This is a genomic window from Roseixanthobacter finlandensis (assembly GCF_043195105.2).
Classification (GTDB): domain Bacteria; phylum Pseudomonadota; class Alphaproteobacteria; order Rhizobiales; family Xanthobacteraceae; genus NCEH01.
The window spans coordinates 5,243,751-5,264,977 of record NZ_CM195536.1 but is presented as its reverse complement, the minus strand read 5'-3'; the positions used below and the strand labels follow the sequence as shown (position 1 = coordinate 5,264,977).

General features: G+C 66.8%; 20 protein-coding genes. 13 read left to right on the top strand and 7 right to left on the bottom strand.

All coding sequences use genetic code 11. From position 1 onward, the window contains the following. The first annotated feature begins 130 nt into the window (after positions 1–130). Positions 131–1,552 (top strand): sodium:proton antiporter, encoded by a 1,422-nt coding sequence (locus V5G24_RS24420; RefSeq protein WP_394086174.1) that lies wholly within the window; start codon positions 131–133, stop codon positions 1,550–1,552. An 81-nt stretch (positions 1,553–1,633) separates the two neighbouring features. Then, the gene (locus V5G24_RS24415; RefSeq protein ID WP_394086112.1) at positions 1,634–2,695 is read left to right on the top strand and encodes a hypothetical protein; all 1,062 of its coding nucleotides are present in this window, start codon (positions 1,634–1,636) and stop codon (positions 2,693–2,695) included. 31 nt (positions 2,696–2,726) lie between these two features. Here the strand turns inward: V5G24_RS24415 and V5G24_RS24410 are convergent, their stop codons facing one another. The 5 genes from V5G24_RS24410 to V5G24_RS24390 form a co-directional block, all read right to left on the bottom strand. Further along, positions 2,727–3,797, bottom strand: coding sequence for a CobW family GTP-binding protein (locus V5G24_RS24410; RefSeq protein WP_394086111.1), 1,071 nt, complete (start codon positions 3,795–3,797; stop codon positions 2,727–2,729). 105 nt (positions 3,798–3,902) lie between these two features. Beyond that, positions 3,903–4,862, bottom strand: coding sequence for a metal ABC transporter substrate-binding protein (locus tag V5G24_RS24405; protein ID WP_394084511.1), 960 nt, complete (start codon positions 4,860–4,862; stop codon positions 3,903–3,905). A gap of 11 nt (positions 4,863–4,873) precedes the next feature. Continuing rightward, the gene (locus V5G24_RS24400) at positions 4,874–5,698 is read right to left on the bottom strand and encodes a metal ABC transporter permease (RefSeq protein WP_394084536.1); all 825 of its coding nucleotides are present in this window, start codon (positions 5,696–5,698) and stop codon (positions 4,874–4,876) included. Between the two features lie 51 nt (positions 5,699–5,749). After that, entirely contained in the window at positions 5,750–6,496 is a 747-nt protein-coding gene (gene aztA, locus V5G24_RS24395; RefSeq protein WP_394084509.1) for a zinc ABC transporter ATP-binding protein AztA, read from the bottom strand. Beyond that, positions 6,493–6,675, bottom strand: coding sequence for a hypothetical protein (locus tag V5G24_RS24390; RefSeq protein WP_394084507.1), 183 nt, complete (start codon positions 6,673–6,675; stop codon positions 6,493–6,495). Before V5G24_RS24390 ends, aztA begins: the two co-directional genes overlap by 4 nt. Positions 6,676–6,830: 155 nt before the next feature. Here V5G24_RS24390 and mobA point away from each other — a divergent pair, with 155 nt between their 5' ends. The 11 genes from mobA (at position 6,831) to V5G24_RS24335 (ending at position 19,172) form a co-directional block, all read left to right on the top strand. Continuing rightward, positions 6,831–7,481 (top strand): molybdenum cofactor guanylyltransferase, encoded by a 651-nt coding sequence (gene mobA / locus V5G24_RS24385; protein ID WP_394084505.1) that lies wholly within the window; start codon positions 6,831–6,833, stop codon positions 7,479–7,481. A 34-nt stretch (positions 7,482–7,515) separates the two neighbouring features. Continuing rightward, on the top strand, positions 7,516–7,908 hold the full coding sequence (locus tag V5G24_RS24380; protein ID WP_394084503.1) for a group II truncated hemoglobin: 393 nt from the start codon (positions 7,516–7,518) through the stop codon (positions 7,906–7,908). Between the two features lie 401 nt (positions 7,909–8,309). Continuing rightward, positions 8,310–9,740, top strand: a complete 1,431-nt coding sequence (locus tag V5G24_RS24375) for a homospermidine synthase (RefSeq protein ID WP_394084501.1) — start codon at positions 8,310–8,312, stop codon at positions 9,738–9,740. Positions 9,741–10,006: 266 nt separating this feature from the next. Continuing rightward, positions 10,007–11,899 (top strand): extracellular solute-binding protein, encoded by a 1,893-nt coding sequence (locus V5G24_RS24370; protein WP_394084499.1) that lies wholly within the window; start codon positions 10,007–10,009, stop codon positions 11,897–11,899. Then, positions 11,896–13,815, top strand: coding sequence for an extracellular solute-binding protein (locus V5G24_RS24365; RefSeq protein ID WP_394084497.1), 1,920 nt, complete (start codon positions 11,896–11,898; stop codon positions 13,813–13,815). Before V5G24_RS24370 ends, V5G24_RS24365 begins: the two co-directional genes overlap by 4 nt. Positions 13,816–13,861: 46 nt before the next feature. Then, the gene (locus V5G24_RS24360; protein WP_394084495.1) at positions 13,862–14,974 is read left to right on the top strand and encodes a microcin C ABC transporter permease YejB; all 1,113 of its coding nucleotides are present in this window, start codon (positions 13,862–13,864) and stop codon (positions 14,972–14,974) included. Between the two features lie 3 nt (positions 14,975–14,977). After that, the gene (locus tag V5G24_RS24355) at positions 14,978–16,156 is read left to right on the top strand and encodes an ABC transporter permease (RefSeq protein WP_394084493.1); all 1,179 of its coding nucleotides are present in this window, start codon (positions 14,978–14,980) and stop codon (positions 16,154–16,156) included. Between the two features lie 34 nt (positions 16,157–16,190). After that, the gene (locus tag V5G24_RS24350; RefSeq protein WP_394084491.1) at positions 16,191–16,421 is read left to right on the top strand and encodes a hypothetical protein; all 231 of its coding nucleotides are present in this window, start codon (positions 16,191–16,193) and stop codon (positions 16,419–16,421) included. Then, positions 16,418–16,867 (top strand): type II toxin-antitoxin system VapC family toxin, encoded by a 450-nt coding sequence (locus V5G24_RS24345; protein ID WP_394084489.1) that lies wholly within the window; start codon positions 16,418–16,420, stop codon positions 16,865–16,867. The genes V5G24_RS24350 and V5G24_RS24345 overlap by 4 nt, the downstream gene beginning before the upstream one ends. Next, positions 16,864–18,495, top strand: a complete 1,632-nt coding sequence (locus V5G24_RS24340; protein WP_394084487.1) for an ABC transporter ATP-binding protein — start codon at positions 16,864–16,866, stop codon at positions 18,493–18,495. The genes V5G24_RS24345 and V5G24_RS24340 overlap by 4 nt, the downstream gene beginning before the upstream one ends. Continuing rightward, complete coding sequence (locus V5G24_RS24335) at positions 18,492–19,172, top strand: NUDIX domain-containing protein (protein WP_394084485.1); 681 nt, start codon at positions 18,492–18,494, stop codon at positions 19,170–19,172. Before V5G24_RS24340 ends, V5G24_RS24335 begins: the two co-directional genes overlap by 4 nt. Positions 19,173–19,206: 34 nt before the next feature. Here the strand turns inward: V5G24_RS24335 and V5G24_RS24330 are convergent, their stop codons facing one another. Both V5G24_RS24330 and V5G24_RS24325 read right to left on the bottom strand, forming a co-directional pair. After that, on the bottom strand, positions 19,207–20,220 hold the full coding sequence (locus V5G24_RS24330; RefSeq protein WP_394084483.1) for an Ldh family oxidoreductase: 1,014 nt from the start codon (positions 20,218–20,220) through the stop codon (positions 19,207–19,209). Beyond that, entirely contained in the window at positions 20,217–21,032 is an 816-nt protein-coding gene (locus tag V5G24_RS24325; protein ID WP_394084481.1) for a creatininase family protein, read from the bottom strand. Before V5G24_RS24325 ends, V5G24_RS24330 begins: the two co-directional genes overlap by 4 nt. Positions 21,033–21,227: the final 195 nt, after the last annotated feature.

Here is a 21,227-nt window from a genome sequence, read left to right as displayed (position 1 = left end):
CCAGCTTGCGTTAGCCGCCGCCATCGTCCATCAAAAGGCTTAGGCGAAGTGGGGAGGATGGACGGTGGGGCCAAATCCGGAACGTGAAACCGCAAGGCCGCGCGCATCCCGTAGGGGAACCGGACTGCGGATTCTCGCCGGCACCCTGGCCGCCCTTCCGGTTCTGCTGGGTGCCTCGCTCGCAAAGGCCGCCGCGCCGGGCGTTACGGCCATCAATGGCGCCGATCTGAACCTGCTCTGGGGCCTTCCGTTCGCCGGCATGCTGCTGTCGATCGCGCTGTTTCCGCTACTGGCGAACCATTTCTGGCACCATCATTATGGCAAGGTGGCGCTATTCTGGGGCGCCTGTTTCATGGTGCCGTTCGCGCTCACCTTCGGGCCCAGCCTGATGCTGCACGAAGTGGTGCATACGGCAGCACTGGAATATATTCCTTTCATCATTCTGCTGTTCTCGCTTTTCACGGTGTCCGGCGGCATCCTGATCGCCGGCAACATCCACGGCACGCCGCTGACCAACACCGGCATTCTCGCCTTCGGCACGCTCATCGCCAGCCTCATCGGCACCACCGGCGCCTCCATGGTGCTGATCCGGCCGCTACTGCGGGCGAACGACAACCGCCGCTATAATGTGCATGTGGTGGTGTTCTTCATCTTCCTGGTATCGAACATCGGCGGCTCACTGACCCCGCTCGGCGATCCGCCGCTGTTCCTGGGCTTCCTGAAGGGCGTCAGCTTTTTCTGGACCACCACCCATTTGCTGCATGACACTCTGGTGGTCGCCGGCCTGCTGCTGGTCGCCTTCTATTTCCTGGACCGCTATTTTTATTCCAAGGAAACCCCGCCGCCGCTGATCGACCCCACCCCGGATACCGAGCACGTCAATGTGCGCGGCTTGCAGAACGTACCGCTGCTGATCGGCATCATCGGCGCCATCCTGCTGAGCGCGCTGTGGAAGCCGGGCATCGGGTTCGACGTCTACGGCACCCGCGTGGAACTGCAATGGGTGGTGCGCGACGTGCTGCTGATCGCCATCGCCGTCGTGTCCCTCGCCATCACCCCGCGCCTCGTGCGCGAGCGCAACGGCTTCGACTGGGAGCCGATCCTGGAAGTGGCGAAGCTGTTCGCCGCCATCTTCCTCACCATCATCCCGGTTATCGCGATCCTGCGCGCGGGCTCCACCGGCGCGCTCGCGCCGCTGGTGGACCTCGTCACCGATCCGAGCGGCCAGCCGGTGAATGTCTGGTATTTCTGGCTCACCGGCATCCTGTCCTCGTTCCTGGACAATGCGCCGACCTATCTCGTCTTCTTCAACCTCGCAGGCGGCGATGCCTATCGCCTGATGGGGCCGTTGCAGGTGACGCTGGAGGCGATTTCGGCGGGCGCGGTGTTCATGGGCGCCATGACCTATATCGGCAATGCGCCCAATTTCATGGTGCTCTCCATCGCGCGCCATCGCGGCGTGAAGATGCCGAGCTTCTTCGGCTATATGGGCTGGTCCTGCGTGTTCTTGCTGCCCTGCTTCGCGCTCATCACCGTCCTTTATTTCATCTAGAGGACGATCCAGGTCGCCCTCTACCTCTTGAGGAGAGACGGATTTTCCGGCTCTCGCGGCGGGGCGAGACGGAGCGAAGCCATGTCCTACACCCGCGAACAGATCGAAGAGGCAGCCACCGCCGCCGCCATCGGCCCGGGCGCGGTGGCGCGGCTGCTCGCCGCCTTGCCTCCCGACCCGTCCCCCCACGCCGCCGCGATGGCGAAGCCGCGTTTCGATCTGACCCATCTGCTCTGGTACGGCGGGGCGCTGACCATCATCGGCGCCATGACCCTGTTCGCCACCCTCGCCTTCGCGCAGATGGGCGGGGTCGCCCTGGCGCTGACCGCGATCGTCTATGCCGGAGTGTTCTTGATCGCCGGCGACCAAGTGTGGCGGCGCGGGCTCACCACGCCGGGCGGGCTGATGATCGCGGTCGCGGTGGGCATGGCGCCGCTCGCCGTGTTCGGCATCCAGGATGCGCTCGGCGCCTGGGGGACGCAGGGCACGCCGGGCACCTATGTGGATTTCTACCGCCGGATCCACGGCAGCTGGCTGCCCATGGAGCTTGCCACCCTCGCGGCGGGCGCGCTCGCCCTTTATGTCTACCGCTTTCCCTTCATCGTCGCGATCATGGCGTTCGCGCTCTGGTTCCTCTCCATGGACCTTGCCCCGGTGCTGTTCTACGCGCCGGACCTGAGCTTGGACGAGCGGCGCGACGTCTCGCTCTATTTCGGCCTCGCGGTCCTGCTGGTCGCCTGGGCGGTGGACCTTGCCGCGACCCGCGCCGATTTCGCCTTCTGGCTGCATCTGGTGGCGGCGGTGACCTTCTGGGGCGGGCTGAGCCTTCAGGACGGCGGCACCGAATGGTTGATGGCGCTCTATTGCCTGATCAATGTGGGGCTGGTGCTGCTCGCCATCTTCCTGGCGCGGCGGGTCTATGCCGTGTTCGGGGCGATCGGCATTTGCATTTATGTCGGCCACCTCGTGGGAGCGGTGTTCAAGGATTCGCTGCTGTTTCCGTTCGCACTCTCGGTGCTGGGGGTGGCGGTGATGGGCGCGGGCCTGTGGCTCTACCCGCGCCGCCAGGCGTTCGCGGCCTGGATCGACCGCACCTTGCCCGCCCCGCTCCGGCGCCTGCGCCCGGCGCACGCGCGCGGCTGATGCCGGACGCGCGCCGGGCTCGGCTGGGGCCTCAGGCGGCGCAGCTCAGGAAGCCGCTTTCCAGCTTCGTACGGTCGAGATTGCGGCCGATGAAGACGATGCGGCTCTGCAGCTTCTCCTCGGGCTTCCAGGGGCGCTGGTGATCGCCGTCCAGGATCATGTGCACGCCCTGGAACACGAACCGGTCCGGATCGTCCTTGAACGCCAATATGCCCTTGGAGCGCAGGATGTTCACGCCCTCGGTGGCGACCAGATCCTGCACCCAGGGGAAGAATTTGTCCGGGTCCATGAGCTTGTCGGTGGCGATGGAGACCGACTGCATGTCCTCGTCGTGGAAATGCTTCAGCCCGCCATGGCCGTGATGGTGGCCGTGCCCATGATCGTGCCCGTGGCCATGATCATGGCCGCAGTCCGGGCCGCAGGTCTCGTCATGGACATGCTCGTCCTGCTCCAGGAACGCCGGCTCCAGCGAGAGGATGCGGTCGAGATCGAACGCGCCGCGGTCCAGCACCTGGTCGAGCGCGATGGCGGATTTCTGGGTGCGGTGGAGCGTGGCATAGGGGTTAATGGCGCGGATGCGCGCTTCCACCTCGGCCAGTTCCTCAGGGGTGACGAGATCGGTCTTGTTGAGCAGGATCACGTCGGCGAAGGCGATCTGGTTCTTCGCCTCGGGCGCGTCCTTCAGCCGGTCGATGAGCCATTTGGCATCCGCCACGGTCACCACGGCGTCCAGCTTGGTGCGCGCGCCCATCTCCTCGTCGACGAAGAAGGTCTGGGCCACGGGTGCGGGATCGGCGAGGCCGGTGGTCTCCACGATGATGCCGTCGAAGCCGCCTTTGCGGCGCATGAGCCCGTCGATGATGCGGATGAGATCGCCGCGCACGGTGCAGCAGATGCAGCCGTTGTTCATCTCGAACACTTCCTCGTCGGCGCCGACCACCAGGTCGTTGTCGATGCCCACCTCGCCGAACTCATTGACGATGACGGCGTATTTCTTGCCGTGCGGCTCGGAGAGGATGCGGTTGAGTAGCGTGGTCTTGCCGGCGCCAAGATAGCCGGTGAGCACGGTGACGGGGATTTTTTCGGATGCGGTTGCAGACATGATTTCTCCTGTGCGGGGTTTGGCCCCGCCTCATGCCGCGCGGCCGGCGATGAGGCCGGCCGCGCGGGTCCCATGAAAACCCTTTGCCCCAACCCGCGGTGCGGATCAGCTCGCCAGGGCGGCCGAAAGCTCACGCAGGTTGTAGTGCACCATGTCGATGTAGGTGGTGGCGGGGCCTTTGTCATCGGACAGGGCGTCGGAATAGAGCGTGCCGCCCACCTTGGCGCCGCTTTCCTTGGCGATGCGGTCGACCAGACGTGGATTGGTGACATTCTCCAGGAACACCGCAGGGATCTTCTGCGCCTTGATCTGGCGGATGATGCGGCCGACGTCCTTGGCCGAGGCCTCACTCTCGGTGGAGACACCTTCCGGCGCCAGCAGCTTCAGGCCATAGGCATCGCCGAAATAGCCGAAGGCGTCATGGGAGGTGATGATGCGGCGGTGGGATTCCGGGATGGCGGCCACGGCCTTCACCACGTCGGCCTGGAGCGCATCCAGCTTGGCGAGATAGGCGGCGGCATTGGCGGTGTAGGCGTCCTTGCCGGCGGGATCGGCGGCGATCAGGCCGTCGCGGATATTGGCCACATAGACCTTGGCATTGGCCACCGACTGCCAAGCGTGGGGATCGATCGGGCCGTGGTCGTGGCCGGCGTGCGCGTCCTTCTTGCCCTTCGGCGCGTCGTCGTCCTGCGGCTCGTCGGCGGTGCGCTCGCGCGGCGTGATGCCGGTGGTGGCGACCACCACCGTCGCCTTGGTGCCGGAGGCCTTCACCAAGCGGTCCATCCAGCCCTCGAAGCCGAGGCCGTTGACGAAGATCACCTTGGCTGCGGCGAGCTTCTTCGCGTCGCTCGGGGTCGGCTGGTAGACGTGGGTATCGCTGTTGGGCCCGACGATGGTGGTCATGGCGATGCGATCGCCGCCCACATTCTTCACGAAATCCCCGAGGATGGAGAAGGAGGCCACCACCGGCAGCTTCGCGGCGGGGGCGCCGGCATCGCTCTGGGCGAGCGCGGGGGTTACGCCGAGCACAAGTGCCGCGGCGAGCAGGGAACGACGAGAGAGCATGGGTTACTCCGTTAGGCTTCGAGATGCCGTCTTTGCACCCGGGCGGTCACGATGCCGCCGGCGGGACCGATGAGCACCGACACCGCGTAGGCGGCGCCTGCTACCAGGATGATGGCGGGCCCGGAGGGCGCGCCGAAATGGTAGGACACGAGCAGGCCGATCGCCCCGCTCGCAAAGGCGATGCACGTGGCCAGCGCCACCAGCGGCGTCAGGTCACGCACCCAGAACCGGGCGGTGGCGGCGGGCAGCATCATCAGCCCCACCGAAAGCAAGGTGCCGAGCGCGTGGAAGCCGCCCACCAGGTTCAGCACCACCAGCGCCAGGAAGGCGATATGGCTCGGCCCGCCGGCCCGGCTCACCGAGGCCAGGAACGAGGGGTCCACGCATTCCAGCACCAGCGGGCGCCAGATGACGGCCAGCGTCACCAAGGTCAGCGTGGCGATGCCGGCCACCAGGATCAGCGTTGGGTCGTCCAGCCCCAGCACGGTGCCGAACAGCACGTGCAGCAGGTCCACGTTCGAGCCCTTGAGCGAGACGATCATCACGCCGAGCGCCAGGGAAATCAGATAGAAGGCGGCCATCGAGGCATCCTCCTTCAGCTCCGTCGCACGGGCGATCACGCCTGCGCCCACCGCCACCAGCAGACCGGCGGCGATGCCGCCGACGGTCATGGCGTAAAGGTTCAGCCCCGAGAACAAGAAGCCCAGCGCCGCCCCCGGAAGGATGGCATGCGCCATGGCGTCGCCGGTGAGGCTCATGCGCCGCAGCATCAGGAACGCGCCAACCGGCCCCGCACCGATCGCCAAAGCGAAGACGCCCACCAGAGCGCGGCGCATGAATTCGAATTCCGCGAACGGACCGACCAGCAGGTCATAAACGCTCACGGTTCAGGCCGCCGCGCTGCACGGAGCGGCGCCATTTTGCGGCGCCTCGGTCATGCGGCGCGCCAGCAAAAGATTGTCCGGCGCCAACACCTCGGCGGTCGGCCCCCAGGCGACGGGACCACGCGCCAGAAGCAGGGTCTGCGGGAAATGCGCGCGCACCAGTTCGAAATCGTGCAGCACCGCGAGCACCGTGCGCTTTTCCCCGTGCCAGCGGCGCACCAGGTCCAGCAGATCGGACACGGTCTTGGCGTCGAGCGCGTTGAACGGCTCGTCCAGCAGGATCAGCCGCGCATCCTGGAGCAGCAGGCGGGCGAACAAGGTGCGCTGCATCTGCCCGCCGGACAGCGTGCCGATGGGCCGGCGCTCGAAACCCGTGAGGCCGACCGCGGCGATGGCGTCGGCGATGCGGGTATGATTCCCCTTGCCGATGCCGCCGAACAGGCCGGCGCGGCGCCACAGCCCCATCGCCACCAGATCATAGACGCTGATGGGGAAGGAGCGATCCACCTCCGCCCCCTGGGGCAGATAGGCGATGTCGCGGGAATCGAGCCCGCAGCGCTCGATGGCGCCGGCGAGCGGGCGCAGCGCGCCGGAAATCGCCTTCATGAGGGTGGATTTTCCGGCCCCGTTCGGCCCACACACCGCGAGCAGCGCGCCCTCTTCCACCGCGCCGTCCAGATGGTGAACCGCCGGATGGCGCTCATAGCCGAGCGTGAGGTCGCGGAAGCGCAGCTGCACCGGCGCACTCATGCGATCACCCACAGCACGAACACCCACATTACCGCGCTGAGCCCGAGAACGAAAACCAGCCGGGCCCCGAGCGAGGACCGCAGCACCGAGAACGTCGCCGGCAACGCCTGCGCCATCGCACCGGAATGGCGATGGGCGCCGTGCAAGGGGGCCTGGGACCTGGGATCAATCAGTGTCATGGGAGTTTTGATACAGAGTATCCTTACTGCTGTCCAGCATGACCAAGCGCGAGCCGATCCACTTTTTCGCGAGTCGCGCCGCGTGCCTTGCCAGGGACGGGCGGCGCGTCCATATCCGGCCCGCTGCGGGCGTCCGCCGGGTGGAGCAGAGCGTAATGAGTGAGCAGCGCATTTCCGGCCTCAGCGCCGCCATTCTCGCCGGCGGCCAGGCGCGGCGCATGGGCCACGTCAACAAGGCGCTGGTGACCGTGGGCGGCGTGCCGGTGATCGACCGGCTGATCGCCCGCCTCGCGCCGCTGTGCGAGGAGCTGATCGTGATCGCCGCAGATCCCGAGCCCTATGCGGCGCGCGGGCTCACGGTGCATCCCGACATCGCGCCCGGCAACGGGGCGCTGGGCGGGCTGCAGGCGGCGCTCACCCACGCGCGGGGCGACACGGTGTTCGTTTGCGCGTGCGACATGCCGTTCATTTCCCCGCCGCTGATCCACCATTTGAATGCCAGCATCGGCGCGCACGACGCCGCCGTGCCGCGCGACGGCTATGGCCTGCAGCCGCTGCACGCCATCTATGCCCGCCGCATCGCTCCGCTGATCGCGCCTTTCATCGCCCGCCGGGAGCTGCGCATGGACGGCTTCATCGCCAGCCTTGACGCCGTGATCCTGCCGCCGGCCGATGTGGCCGCCTATGCGGCGGAGGCGGAGATCTTCTTCAACGTCAATACTCCGGCGGACCTCGAACAGGCGCGGCTCCAGGCGCGGGAAGCTCCGCAATCGTCCCAGGATGAGCCGGCGCGCCGGCCGCGCTAGGTTCGCCGCGAAAAGCGAAAAACGGGAAGGAAACATGCCAGACGTCGAGGAGCCCAGCCTCTATGCGCGGATCGGCGGCGCACCCGCCGTGCAGGCGCTCGTGGGGCGCTTCTATCATTTGATGGACACGCTGCCGGAAGCTGCCGAATGCCGCGCCATCCATCCCCCGGGCCTGGAGGGCAGCGCGCGCAAGCTGGAGGAATATCTCACCTATTGGCTGGGCGGCCCGTCCGATTACGTGGCCCGCAACGGCCATCCGCGCCTGCGCATGCGCCATTTCCCAGCCGCCATCGGGCCGGCGGAGCGCGACGGCTGGCTGGCGTGCTTCCGCCAGGCGCTGGCCGAAACCGTCACGGACCGCACCGCCGCCGCCGAGCTTCTGCCGCGCGTGGAAGCGCTCGCCGCCCATATGCAGAACCGGGCCTGACCGGCGCCGGGCTCTTCCCCGCACATCGGCTCCCCACATCGGCACTTGGCGGCTTGCGGGCGGCAAACCGCCGCGCCGCGCAGAGCCGGCGCAATCGAACCGCGCCCGCCCGAGGCCGAGGCCGGCGAACGGCAAAGCCAGCCCGACGCCAAGGCCAGCCCGGCGCTGCGGCAGCTTCCCGCGCGCGCGGCCCCGGCCTTCGCCGCCGTCGGCCGTTCCGGCACCCGGCGGGTGTGACATGACATTTTTATGTCGTCCCGGCCCCTCTTCGCACCCCCAAAATCCCGTCCCAAGCCTTGTGTTTCTTCACTTTTCACCGGGCAAGTGTTGACGGCGGGACCCGCCGTCCGCATGGTGCGGCCGCGCTTACATCTGGGCGTTGACGAGGAGTATTCCCCATCATGAGCCAATGGCCGGTTCACGCGAAAATCGATGGACCCATTGTGATGATCGGCTTCGGGTCGATCGGTCGCGGCACGCTGCCGCTTATCGAGCGCCACTTCGAATTCGATAAATCCCGCTTCGTGGTTATCGACCCCGTGGACAAGGATCGGGCTCTGCTGGACGAACGCGGCATCCGCTTCATCCAGGCCGAGGTGACGGCGGAGAATTATCGCGACCTGCTCACCCCGCTGCTGACGGCGGGCGGCGGACGCGGCTTCTGCGTCAATCTCTCGGTGGACGTGTCCTCGATCGCGATCATGGAAATGTGCCGGGAGATCGGCGCGCTCTATGTGGACACCGTGATCGAGCCCTGGAAGGGCTTCTATTTCGACAACTCGCTCGGCCCCGAGGCGCGCTCCAATTATGCGCTGCGCGAGGGCCTGCTGGATGCGCGCCGGCGTTCGCCGGGCGGCCCCACCGCCGTCTCCACCTGCGGCGCCAATCCGGGCATGGTGTCCTGGTTCGTGAAGCAAGCGCTGCTCAACATCGCCGCCGACACCGGGCTCGACCGGCCGGAGCCCGCCAGCCGCGAGGAATGGGCGCAGCTCGCCCGCGCTCTCGGCGTGAAGGGCATCCACATCGCCGAGCGCGACACCCAGCGCGCCCGCGACCCCAAGCCCGCCGACGTGTTCGTGAACACCTGGTCGGTGGAAGGCTTCGTCTCCGAGGGCCTGCAGCCGGCCGAACTCGGCTGGGGCACGAACGAGAAGCAGCTTCCCCCGGACGGGCGCACCCATGCGAGCGGCTGCGGCGCCGCCATCTATCTGATGCGGCCCGGCGCGGACACCCGCGTGCGCAGTTGGACCCCGACCCCCGGCCCGCAATTCGGCTATCTGGTGACGCACAATGAGGCGATCTCGATCGCCGATTATCTCACCGTGCGCGACGGGGCGAACGTGCTCTACCGCCCGACCTGCCATTATGCCTATCACCCCTGCAACGACGCGGTGCTGTCGCTGCACGAGATGTTCGGCAATGGCGGCGTGCAGCAATCGTCCTGGAAGATCCTCGACGAGACCGAAATCGTCGACGGCCGGGACGAACTGGGCGTGCTGGTCTATGGCCACGCCAAGAACGCCTATTGGTACGGCTCGCATCTCTCCATCGAGGAAGCGCGCGAGCTTGCCCCCTACCAGAACGCCACCGGCCTCCAGGTAACCTCGGCCGTGCTCGCGGGCATGGTGTGGGCGCTGGAAAATCCGCAAGCCGGCATCGTGGAAGCCGACGAGATGGACTTCCGCCGCTGCCTTGAGGTGCAATCGCCCTATCTCGGCGAGGTCAAGGGCACCTATACCGACTGGACCCCGCTCACCAAGCGCGTGGACCTGTTCCCCGAGGACATCGACCTCGAGGACCCCTGGCAGTTCAAGAACATTATCGTGCGCTGACCGCGAGGGCGCATCGTGCGCTGACTGCGGGTCCGCGAATCGCGCACCATGCCGCTCGAACGAGGGCCCTCCCCGCCGGGAGGGCCTTTTTCGTTTCCCGCGCCCTCCGCCGCCCGCCCCGCGCACCTCCTCACCGCAACGTGCGCGCCGGCTGGGGAGAATGTGGTGCCGGCCCCGCACCCCGCCATTTTTATGCCGTCGCGGCAGGTGCCATAATCGGATATTGGCTGAAGCACGCTCGCTTATCCCAGCCTCCGGAGCCGCTGATGCATGTGAAGGTCCGCCTCGCCGCCCTCCTCGTCTCCCTCCTGCCCATCCTGGGCCTGCCGGGGACGATCCGCGACGCGGCCGCGCAGGGCGCTTCCGCCCCCGCAGCGCCGGCGGACGCCGGCCCCTTCCGCTCTGCGACATCCTTGATGGGCACGCCGAAATATCCGGCGGATTTCAAGCATTTCGACTATGTGAACCCGGACGCGCCCAAGGGCGGCACGGTGCGCCTGTCGGAGAACGGCACGTTCGACAGCTTCAACGCCATCATCACGCGCGGCACGCCCGGCGCGGGGCTCGGCCTGATCTACGACACGCTCACCACCCAGTCGCGCGACGAGGTGGCCACCGCCTATGGCCTGATCGCGGACGGCGTGCGCTATCCCGCCGACTTCTCCTCGGTCACCTATCGCCTGCGCCCCGAGGCGAAATGGCATGACGGCACGCCCATCACCCCCGACGACGTGGTGTGGTCGTTCGACGTGCTGACCAAGAACAATCCCGGCCAGGCCTTCTATTATCGCCATGTGAAGGACGTCCAGAAGACCGGCGAACGGGAAGTCACCTTCACCTTCGACCAGGGCGGCAATCGCGAATTGCCGCAGATCGTCGGCGAGATGATGGTCCTGCCCAAGCATTGGTGGACCGGCACCGACGGCACCGGCCGGAAGCGCGATATCACCCAGGGCACGCTGGAAGCCCCGCTCGGCTCGGGCGCCTATAAGATCAAGTCGTTCGTGCCCGGCCGCACCATCGTCTATGAGCGGGTGAAGGATTATTGGGGCAAGGACCTGCCGGTGAATGTCGGCACGAACAATTTCGACGAGATCCGCTACGAATATTATCGCGACGACACGGTGGAGCTGGAGGCCTTCAAGGCCGACCAATATGATTTCCGCGTCGAGATTTCGGCCAAGAACTGGGCCACCGCCTATGACTTCCCCGCCAAGGCGGAAGGCAAGGTGCTGCTCGAAACCTTCGAGAATCGCGCCTCGGGCGTCATGCAGGCGTTCGTGCCCAATCTGCGCCGCGCCAAGTTCCAGGACCCGCGCGTGCGCCGCGCGCTGAACTACGCGCTCGATTTCGAGGGCATGAACAAGACCCTGTTCTTCGACCAATATGAGCGCGTGAACAGCTATTTCAGCGGCACCGAGCTCGCCTCCTCCGGCCTGCCCACCGGGCGCGAGCTGGAGATCCTCACGCCGCTGAAGGACAAGCTGCCGCCGGAAGTCTTCACCACGCCTTATACCAACCCGGTCAACGGCACCGACCAGGACCGCCGCAGCAATCTGCGCAAGGCGGCCGACCTGCTGAAGGAGGCTGGCTTCCAGGTGAAGGGCCGGCAATTGGTGGATGCCTCCGGCACCCCCTTCACCATCGAGATCCTGCTGATGAGCCCCGCGTTCGAGCGCGTCGCCCTGTTCTACAAGCCGGCGCTGGAGCGACTCGGCATCGGCGTCTCGGTGCGGATGGTGGATACCTCGCAATATATTAACCGCATCCGCTCGCGCGATTTCGACATGATCGTCGCGAGCTGGGGCCAATCGCTCTCGCCGGGCAATGAGCAGCGCGATTATTGGGGCTCGGATTCCGCCACCCGCGACGGCTCGCGCAATTATGCCGGCATCTCCAATCCCGCCATCGACGCGCTGATCGAGAAGGTGATCTACGCCACCAGCCGCGAGGATCTGGTGGCGGCGACCCACGCGCTCGACCGGGCGCTGCTGTGGAATGACTATGTCATCCCCGCCTGGACGCTGCACTACACCCGCACCGCCCGCTGGGACCGCTTCAGCCACCCGGAAAAGCTGCCGCGCTATTCCTACGCCTTCCCGGAAATCTGGTGGTGGGACGCGGCCAAGGCGGCCAAGATCGGGACGCGCGGGCAATGAGCGATGTCGATCGCCGCACGCTGCTGCGCCTCGCCGCCGCCGGAGGGGTCACGCTGCTGGCCCGCCCGGCATTCGGCCAGACCCAGGGCGCGCCCGATGGCAAGGCGGCGGCGGAGGCCGAGGGCGGGCCATCGGCCGCGCCGGGCGTCGAGCGGCACGGCCTCTCCTCCTTCGGGGATCTGAAATATCCCAAGGACTTCAAGCATTTCGACTATGTGAACCCGGACGCCCCCAAGGGCGGCACGTTTTCGCAGATCGGCCCGACGGCGGCCTATAACCAGTCGTTCCAGACCTTCAATTCGCTCAACGGCTATATCCTGCGCGGCGACGGCGCCCAGGGGCTGGCGCTGATCTTCGACAGCCTCATGGCCCGCGCCAATGACGAGCCGGATGCGCTCTATGGCCTCCTCGCTTCCGGCGTGACCATCGGCGAGGGCGGCCAGCTCTACACCTTCCGCCTGCGTCCCGAGGCGCGCTTCCACGACGGCACGCCGCTCACCGCCGAGGATGTCGCCTTCTCGCTGAACACGCTGAAGGCCCAGGGCCACCCCTTGATCCGCCAGGCGCTGCGCGAGTTCACCGGCGCCGAGGCGGAGGGGGCGGGCACGGTTCTCCTGCGCTTCACCGCCCAGCGCCCGCGCGACGTGCCGCTCTATGCCGCGAGCCTGCCGATCTTCTCCAAGGCCTATTACACCAAGCACAAGTTCGAGGAGACGACGCTCGACCCCCCGCTCGGCAGCGGCGCCTACAAGATCGGCCGCTTCGAATCCGGCCGCTTCATCGAATATGACCGGGTGCAGGACTATTGGGCCAAGGACCTGCCGGTGAACGTGGGGCGCAACAATTTCGATATCGCGCGCTTTGAATATTTCCGCGACCGGGACGTGGGCTTCGAGGCGTTCAAGGCCCGCGTCTATCTGTTCCGCGAGGAATTCACCTCGCGCGCCTGGTCCACCCAATATGATTTTCCCGCGCTGCGCGACGGCCATGTGAAGCGCGACGTGCTGCCCGACGACACGCCCTCGGGCGCGCAGGGCTGGTTCTTCAACACCCGCCGGCCGAAATTCTTCGATCGCTCGGTGCGCGAGGCGATCTCGCTTGCCTTCGATTTCGAATGGACCAACAAGAATCTGATGTACGGCCAATATGAGCGCACCTGGTCGTTCTTCCAGAATTCCGACCTGATGGCGCAGGGCAAGCCCTCGCCGGCGGAAGAAAAGCTGCTGCACCCCTATGCCGAGCGCCTGCCGCAGGATGTGTTCGAGGAGGCCTATGCGCCGCCCGTCACCGACGGCTCGGGCCAGGATCGCGCCTTGCTGCGCCGCGCGGCCGCCTTGCTGAAGGAAGCCGGCTACACCATCCAGCAAGGCAAGCTGGTGGATGGCAAGGGCCAGCCGCTGCAGATCGAGTTCCTGGATGACGAGGGCTCGTTCGAGCGGCACACCTCGCGCTTCATCGGCAATCTGAAGCTGCTCGGGATCGACGCCACCTATCGCATCGTCGATCCCGCCCAATATCAGGCGCGGCTGAAGGATTTCGACTTCGACATCGTGGTCCGCCGCTATTCGGTGTCGCTCAATCCGGGCGAGGAATTGCGCGCCTATTTCGGCAGCGAGGCGGCGCGCACGCGCGGGTCCAACAATCTCTCCGGCATTTCCGATACCGCCGTAGACGGGCTGATCGAGGTCGCGCTGGCCGCGCGGACCCGGCCGGAGCTGGTCACCGCCGCCCGCGCGCTGGACCGGGTGCTGCGTTCGGGCCGCTATTGGGTGCCGCAATGGAACAAGGCCTCCCATTGGGTGGCCTATTGGGATGTGTTCGAGCGGCCCGCCGTGAAGCCGAAATATGAGCGCGGGGTGCTCGACACCTGGTGGCAGAAGCCGGCATCCTCGCTGCCGCCCGCAAAGGGCGGTTGACGCCGCCGGCGAGAGCCCGCACCGTCGGCGCGAACCTGGAGACCCGATGCTCGCTTATATCATCCGCCGTGTCGCCCTCATGATCCCGACCATCCTCGGCATCATGCTGGTTTCCTTCGTGGTGGTGCAGTTCGCCCCGGGTGGCCCGGTGGAGCGGGTGATCGCCCAATTGACCGGCGACGGCGCCTCCGCCACCTCGCGCATATCCGGCCAGGGCGGCGATTTCGCCGGCGGCGGCGCCATGCCCGGCGGCGGCGGGGCCGATGCCTCGGCCTCGAAATATCGCGGTGCCCAGGGTCTGGACCCGAAATTCATCCAGGAGCTGGAAAAGCAGTTCGGCTTCGACAAGCCGGCCTATGAGCGCTTCTGGCTGATGATCAAGAATTACGCGACCTTCGATTTCGGCCGCTCCTATTTCCGCGACATCCGCGTCATCGACCTGATCGCGGAGAAAATGCCGGTCTCCATCTCGCTCGGTCTGTGGATGACGCTTCTGACCTACGCCATCTCGATCCCGCTCGGCATCTCCAAGGCCATGCGCGACGGCTCGCGGTTCGACGTGTGGACCTCGGCGGTGATCATCGTCGGCTATGCCATCCCCTCCTTCCTGTTCGCCATCCTGCTGATCATCCTGTTCGCCGGCGGCTCGTTCCTGGATTGGTTCCCCCTGCGCGGCCTGACCTCGGACAATTGGGCGCAACTCTCCTGGCCCGAGCGCATTCTCGATTATGGCTGGCACTTGGTGCTGCCGCTCACCTCCATGGTGCTCGGCGCCTTCGCCACCATGACCTTGCTGACCAAGAATTCGTTCCTGGAAGAGATCCGCAAGCAATATGTCACCACCGCCCGCATGAAGGGGCTCTCCGAACGGAGCGTGCTCTATCGCCATGTGTTCCGGAACGCGATGCTGATCGTCATCGCCGGCTTTCCCGGCGCCTTCATCTCGGCCTTCTTTACCGGCTCGCTGCTGATCGAGACCATCTTCTCGCTCGACGGGCTCGGCCTTCTGGGTTTTGAGAGCGTGCTGAACCGCGATTATCCGGTGGTGTTCGGCACGCTCTATATCTTCTCCTTGGCGGGCCTCGTGGTCGGCCTGCTGTCGGACCTCACTTATATGCTGGTCGATCCGCGGATCGATTTCGAGACGCGGGACGTCTGAGCCATGACGGCCCATCCCACCTCCCCGCACACTGCCCCCGCGACCTCGCCGGCTCCCCTGCCGGCGGCGAAGCCGAGCAAGCGGCCGTTCTTCTCGCCGCTCAACCAGCGGCGCATCGCCAATTTCCGCGCCAACAGGCGGGGCTGGTGGTCGTTCGTGCTGTTCATGATCCTGTTCGTGCTCAGCCTGTTCGCGGAATTCATCGCCAACGACCGGCCGATCGTGGTGCGCTTCGACGGCGCCTATTATTTCCCGGTGCTGAAAGCCTATCCCGAGACCACGTTCGGCGGCGATTTCGAGACCACGGCGGATTATCGCGATCCCTATCTGCGCAAGCTGATCGACGAAAAGGGCGGCTGGATGCTCTGGCCGCCGGTGCATTTCAGCTATTCCACCCACAATTTGGACCTGCCCACCCCCGCCCCCTCGCCGCCCACCTGGATGCTGACCGAGGCGCAGTGCAAGTCGGAGGCCGAGCGCAAGGGCGTCTCCGGCTGCGCGGGGCTTGAATATAATTGGCTCGGCACCGACGACCAGGGCCGCGATGTGCTCGCCCGCCTGATCTATGGCTTCCGCATCTCGGTGCTGTTCGGGCTCGCGCTCACCCTCATTTCCTCCGCCATAGGCGTCGCCGCAGGGGCGGTGCAGGGCTATTTCGGCGGCTGGGTGGATCTTCTGTTCCAGCGCTTCATCGAGGTGTGGACCTCCATCCCCTCGCTCTATCTGCTGCTGATCATCTCCTCGGTGCTGGTGCCCGGCTTCTGGGTGCTGCTGGGCATCTTGCTGCTGTTCTCCTGGGTCTCGCTGGTCAGCCTCGTGCGCGCGGAATTCCTGCGCGCGCGCAATTTCGAATATGTGCAGGCGGCCCGGGCACTGGGCGTAAACAATTTCACCATCATGGTGCGGCACCTTTTGCCGAACGCTATGGTGGCGACGCTCACCTTCCTGCCGTTCATCCTCTCCTCCTCGGTGATGACGCTGACGGCCCTGGACTTCCTCGGCTTCGGCCTGCCGCCCGGCTCGCCCTCGCTGGGCGAACTGCTCTCGCAAGGCAAGTCCAACGTTCAGGCCCCCTGGCTGGGCCTTGCCGGCTTCTTCACCGTGGGATTGATGCTGAGCCTTCTGATCTTCATCGGCGAAGCGGTGCGCGACGCCTTCGACCCGCGCAAGACCTTCGGGTGAGGTGTGGTAGGATGCGCGCCACGGAGATGAAGCCATGAACAGGATCGTGCGGGAGCATTATCCCGTGGAGAAGCTGCCGGAGGATCTGCGGGAGAGCGTCACCTCACGCACCACGGTGCGCGTCGTGCTCGAAGACGATATCCCCGCCGCCGCATCCGCCGGCCATTTCACGAAATGGCAGAATGCCCGGCGCAGCCATTTCGAATCGTCGGAAGAGATCGTCGCCCATGTCCGCGCCCTGCGGGACGAATGGGATCGCCGATGACGCTTCCACGCGTCTATCTCGACGCCAATGTCTTCATCGCCGCGCTGGAGCATGTCGGCGCCCACTCGGACCATGCATGGTGGATTTTGCGGGCCATTGAAGCGGAAGAAATCATCGGCGTGACGAGCGAGATCACCCTCGCCGAGATTCTCGTCAAGCCGCTGGAGGCCGAGGCAACGACCGTGGTCGAGGCTTACACCGACATGATCACGCCGGCGGCCGGCTTCGAAGTCCTGGAGGTCGGGCGCGCGCTGCTGATCTCCGCCGCCGCGCTCCGCGCCGCGCGCCGCTCGATCCGGCTTCCGGACGCGATCCATCTCGCGACCGCCCTCGCCGCGCGGTGTTCGCATTTCGTGACCGCCGACGAGCGCCTGCACGTACCGGACGGCCTGACTCGCCTCGCCATCACCCCCTTCACCATCGACGACATCCTGCGCCCCGCATGACCCCCTCCCCCCTCCTCTCCGTGCAAGACCTTTCCGTCGCCTTCCGCCGGGTGGGCGGGGATTTTCTGGCGGTGAAGAACGTCTCGTTCGATGTCGCGCCCGGCGAGACCGTGGCGCTGGTCGGCGAATCCGGCTCGGGCAAATCCGTCACCGCGCTCTCGGTGCTCAAGCTCCTGCCCTATCCGGCCGCGAGCCATCCCACGGGCAAGATCCTGTTCAAGGGCCGCGACCTGCTCACCCTGCCGGAGCGGGACTTGCGCGGCGTGCGCGGCAATGACGTGACCATGGTGTTCCAGGAACCCATGAGCTCGCTCAACCCGCTGCACACCATCTCCCAGCAGATCGGCGAGATGCTGATCCTCCATCGCGGCATGGGCGGGACGCAGGTGCGCGAACGCACGCTGGAATTGCTGCACGAAGTGGGCATTCCCGATCCCGAGCGGCGCCTGTCGGATTATCCCCACCAGCTCTCCGGCGGCCAGCGCCAGCGCGTCATGATCGCCATGGCGCTCGCCAACGAACCGGACCTCTTGATCGCCGACGAGCCCACCACCGCCCTCGATGTCACGGTCCAGGCGCAGATCCTCAAGCTGCTGAAGGATCTCCAGGCCCGCATGGGCATGGCCATGCTGTTCATCACCCACGACCTCGGCATCGTGCGCAAGATCGCCGACCGGGTATGCGTGATGAGCAAGGGCGAGATCGTCGAACAGGGCGGGGCGGAGGAAACCTTTCTCCATCCCAAGCACCCATATACCCAAGCGCTGCTGCATGCGGAGCCGAAGCCCGACCCCGCCCCCGCCGCGCCAGACGCGAAAGTGGTGGTCTCGGCGCAGGACCTGAAGGTGCATTTCCCCATCAAGCGCGGCATTCTTCGCCGCACCATCGGCCATGTGAAGGCGGTGGACGGGGTCACGCTCGATATCCACGAGGGCGAGACCTTGGGCGTGGTGGGCGAATCCGGCTCGGGCAAGACCACGCTGGGGCTCGCCTTGCTGCGGCTGATTTCCTCCAGCGGTCCCATCGCCTTCCTCGGCAACCGCATCGACGGGCTGCGCTTCAAGCAATTGCGCCCCTTGCGGGCGGACATGCAGATCGTGTTCCAGGATCCGTTCGGCGCGCTCTCGCCGCGCATGTCCATCGAGGATATCGTGGGCGAGGGGTTGCGCGTGCACCAGAAGGGGCTGGACGCCGATGCGCGCGAGCAGCGGGTGATCGCCGCGCTCGCCGATGTCGGCATCGATCCCGAAAGCCGCCACCTCTACCCCCACGAATTTTCCGGCGGCCAGCGCCAGCGCATCTCGATCGCGCGGGCGATGGCGCTGGAGCCGTCCTTCGTGGTGCTGGACGAGCCCACCAGCGCGCTGGATATGCTGGTGCAGGCGCAGATCGTGGAATTGCTGCGCACCCTGCAGCGGCGCCGGTCGCTCACTTATATGTTCATCTCCCACGATTTGCGGGTGGTCTCCGCGTTGGCGAGCCGCATCCTGGTGATGCGCAATGGCAAGATGGTGGAGGAAGGCCCCGCGCGAGAGGTATTCCAAAACCCGAAGGAAGCCTACACCAAGGCGCTGTTTGCCGCCGCCTTCAATCTGGAAACCGCCCTGCCGGGAGTGACCGCCCAATGAGCGAGCCGAGCAAGACCGCCCCGAGCAAGACCGCGCCCCCTCGCGCCCATGGCGATTCCGCCGCCGAGGTCGAGGTCTCCCCGCCCCATCTGCTGGGCCAGGGGTTTCGCGATTATCTGCGCTATGACGTGCGCCTGCATCACGAGCCGGGCGGCGCGGCCGAGACGTCCCAGCGCGATATCGTGGTCGGCGGGCGCGTGGTCGCCGTGCTGTGCTTCGATCCGGCGCGTGACCGCGTGGTGCTGATCCACCAATTTCGCCTCGCCGCCCATCTCGCCACCGGCCTCGGGCGGATGGTGGAGATCGTCGCCGGGCGGGTCGATCCCGGCGAGGCACCGGCTGCGGCGGCCCATCGCGAATGCCTGGAGGAAATCGGCATCGCTCCGACGCGCCTGGAAGAGCTGTTCAAATTCATGCCCACCCCCGGCGTGACGGACGAAATCTGCACTCTCTATCTCGGCATCGTGGAGTCCCACGCTCTGCCCGCGCGCGCCGGCCTTGCCCATGAACATGAGGTGACCGCGCCCTTCACCCTCGGTCTGGACGATGCGCTCGCGCTGCTCAGCCCCGGTTGCGTGATGAACGGCTATACCCGCATCGCGCTGCAATGGCTGGCGCTCAACCGCCCGCACCTCGCCCAGCTGGCGGCCAAGGCTAAGGCTAAGGCCGAAGCCTGAGCCTTGCTCCCAAGCCTTGCTCCGCGCCTCGGCGCTAAGCGCCGAAGCCGAGCTTGGCGAGTTCGCGCTCCAGGGCGACGCTCACCAGCACCCCCTCCTGTTCGGCACGGGCGCGGGCGGCGATGCGGCGGGAGCCGGGCAAGCGCGCGCCGTCCTGGCCCTCGATCGCTTCCACCAGCCGCGCCAGATGGTCGAGATAGCCGGGGCCGCCCAGCGCGCCCGGGTTGATCGCCACCAAGGTCTGGCCGATGGCGGGCGGCGGGCCTTCGCCGTCGAAGAAGGACGGCGCATCGATGGCGAAAGTGGCCGCGTTCAGGGCGGCGGACAGCACTTCCACCATGAAGGCGAGCGCGGTGCCCTTGGCTTCGCCCATGGGCACCATGGTGCCGGCGAGCCCGGCCTTGGCGTCGGTGGTGGCGCGGCCCTCTTTATCGAGCGCCCAGCCCTCGGGGATCGGCTCGCCCTTCTGCGCGGCGGCGAGGATATAGCCGCGCGCGACCTTGGAGACGGAGAGATCCACCACCGCCGGCGGCCGGTCCAGCAGCGGGGTTGCAAACGCGATGGGATTGGTGCCGAACACCGCGCGCTGCCCGCCCCACGGGGCGATCGAGGCCGGGGCATTGGTGAAGGCGAGCGCGATCAGCCCCGCCTGCGCCAGGCGCTCCACCGGATGGCCTGCAACGCCGAAATGGCTGGAGCGGCGAATGCCGGCGATGGCGATGCCCATTTCCTTGGCGAGCGGCGCGAGATGCGCTTCGGCAAGCCGCACGGCGGGATAGGCGAAGCCGCTCGCCGCATCGATGCCCACCACCGAGGGCGCGGCCTTGCGCACGGTCGGCACGGCATGTCCGTCGATCTTTCCGGCCTGCGCCTGCAGGCCATAGCTCGGCAGACGCGCCAGGCCGTGGCTGGGCAGGCCGTCGGCTTCCGCCGCGACCAGCGCGTCGGCGACCACGGCCGCGTTTTCGGCGCTGGTGTTGAAATGCTGAAGCGCGGCGGCGGCATAGGCGCGCGCGCCGTTCAGATCGAGCCTGCGGCCCTCGGTCATGACGGGTCTTCTCCTTCAGGCCGCGCATCGAACCGGGACAGGTCGAAGGCGGCCACATCCTCAAGCAGCGCCACGAAGGCGCGGGCGCCGAAATCCGCCGCCGCCGCGCCCTTTTCGGCGCTGGCGGGGCGGGCATCGCCCATGGCGCCGGCGGGGCTCAGATCCTCGCTCAGCCAGCCGAAGCCGACCGGGTGATTGGCGCGCAACTGGCTGAAATCGCCTTCCATGGCGAGGCTCCAGGGGGCGAAATCGCGCGCCTGCGCCATGTCCACCAGATCGGGGCGGAAGGCGAGCATCAGCGAGGTCTCGATATCCCCGCCATGGATGCCGTGTGCCCGCTCCTGCGGCGCGAACAGGCCTTCGGGATAGCCGAAGCGGTGCATGGAGACGTTCACCGCCAGCATCTTGTGGCGCGCTCGCAGCGTGCGCGAGACGAGATCCATCACCGGCACATTGCCGCCATGGGTGTTCAGCAGCACCAGCTTGCGGATGCCGGCGCGCGCCACCGCCTCGCCGATCTCGGTCCAGGCGCGCAGCGCGGTTTCCGGCGACAAGGTGAGCGTGCCGGTGAAGGATTGGTGCTCGTCCGACTTGCCCACCGCCTGGATCGGCAGGAACAGGGCCGTCATATCGGGGCGCAGCAAGGGCAGGATGCGGTCGATATAGCCCTGAGAGATGAACGTATCGGTGCCGAGCGGCAGATGCGGCCCGTGCTGTTCCACCGCCGCCACCGGCAGGATGGCGATCGCCGCCGACCGGTCCAGCGCCGCGAGCGCCGGCGAGGACAGCGCGGCCCAGAATCGGTGTGTCATGGAAGCACCCGTGCGGTCATGCCGGTGTCATCTTGGTCGCGGGGCGGGCGCGCCCGGCTCCGGGGCCGGCGTTTCGGCGCGGACATTAGGAGCGTGCCTGCTGCGCCGCAAGCACGCGGCGGGCACTTGTCTCCCAATCGGCACAAGACCTTCGCAAAATTGTAAGCCGGCGCGTGGATAAGGTAGGCTGCGCGC

Coding starts and splice junctions, on each gene's coding strand:
- V5G24_RS24335 (WP_394084485.1), top strand. CDS start 18,492: ATGAGCGAGCCGAGCAAGACCGCCCCGAGCAAGACCGCGCCCCCTCGC.
- V5G24_RS24355 (WP_394084493.1), top strand. CDS start 14,978: ATGACGGCCCATCCCACCTCCCCGCACACTGCCCCCGCGACCTCGCCG.
- V5G24_RS24380 (WP_394084503.1), top strand. CDS start 7,516: ATGCCAGACGTCGAGGAGCCCAGCCTCTATGCGCGGATCGGCGGCGCA.
- V5G24_RS24410 (WP_394086111.1), bottom strand. CDS start 3,797: ATGTCTGCAACCGCATCCGAAAAAATCCCCGTCACCGTGCTCACCGGC.
- V5G24_RS24350 (WP_394084491.1), top strand. CDS start 16,191: ATGAACAGGATCGTGCGGGAGCATTATCCCGTGGAGAAGCTGCCGGAG.
- aztA (WP_394084509.1), bottom strand. CDS start 6,496: ATGAGTGCGCCGGTGCAGCTGCGCTTCCGCGACCTCACGCTCGGCTAT.
- mobA (WP_394084505.1), top strand. CDS start 6,831: ATGAGTGAGCAGCGCATTTCCGGCCTCAGCGCCGCCATTCTCGCCGGC.
- V5G24_RS24370 (WP_394084499.1), top strand. CDS start 10,007: ATGCATGTGAAGGTCCGCCTCGCCGCCCTCCTCGTCTCCCTCCTGCCC.
- V5G24_RS24375 (WP_394084501.1), top strand. CDS start 8,310: ATGAGCCAATGGCCGGTTCACGCGAAAATCGATGGACCCATTGTGATG.
- V5G24_RS24360 (WP_394084495.1), top strand. CDS start 13,862: ATGCTCGCTTATATCATCCGCCGTGTCGCCCTCATGATCCCGACCATC.
- V5G24_RS24405 (WP_394084511.1), bottom strand. CDS start 4,862: ATGCTCTCTCGTCGTTCCCTGCTCGCCGCGGCACTTGTGCTCGGCGTA.
- V5G24_RS24340 (WP_394084487.1), top strand. CDS start 16,864: ATGACCCCCTCCCCCCTCCTCTCCGTGCAAGACCTTTCCGTCGCCTTC.
- V5G24_RS24390 (WP_394084507.1), bottom strand. CDS start 6,675: ATGACACTGATTGATCCCAGGTCCCAGGCCCCCTTGCACGGCGCCCAT.
- V5G24_RS24415 (WP_394086112.1), top strand. CDS start 1,634: ATGTCCTACACCCGCGAACAGATCGAAGAGGCAGCCACCGCCGCCGCC.
- V5G24_RS24400 (WP_394084536.1), bottom strand. CDS start 5,698: ATGCGCCGCGCTCTGGTGGGCGTCTTCGCTTTGGCGATCGGTGCGGGG.
- V5G24_RS24365 (WP_394084497.1), top strand. CDS start 11,896: ATGAGCGATGTCGATCGCCGCACGCTGCTGCGCCTCGCCGCCGCCGGA.
- V5G24_RS24345 (WP_394084489.1), top strand. CDS start 16,418: ATGACGCTTCCACGCGTCTATCTCGACGCCAATGTCTTCATCGCCGCG.
- V5G24_RS24325 (WP_394084481.1), bottom strand. CDS start 21,032: ATGACACACCGATTCTGGGCCGCGCTGTCCTCGCCGGCGCTCGCGGCG.
- V5G24_RS24330 (WP_394084483.1), bottom strand. CDS start 20,220: ATGACCGAGGGCCGCAGGCTCGATCTGAACGGCGCGCGCGCCTATGCC.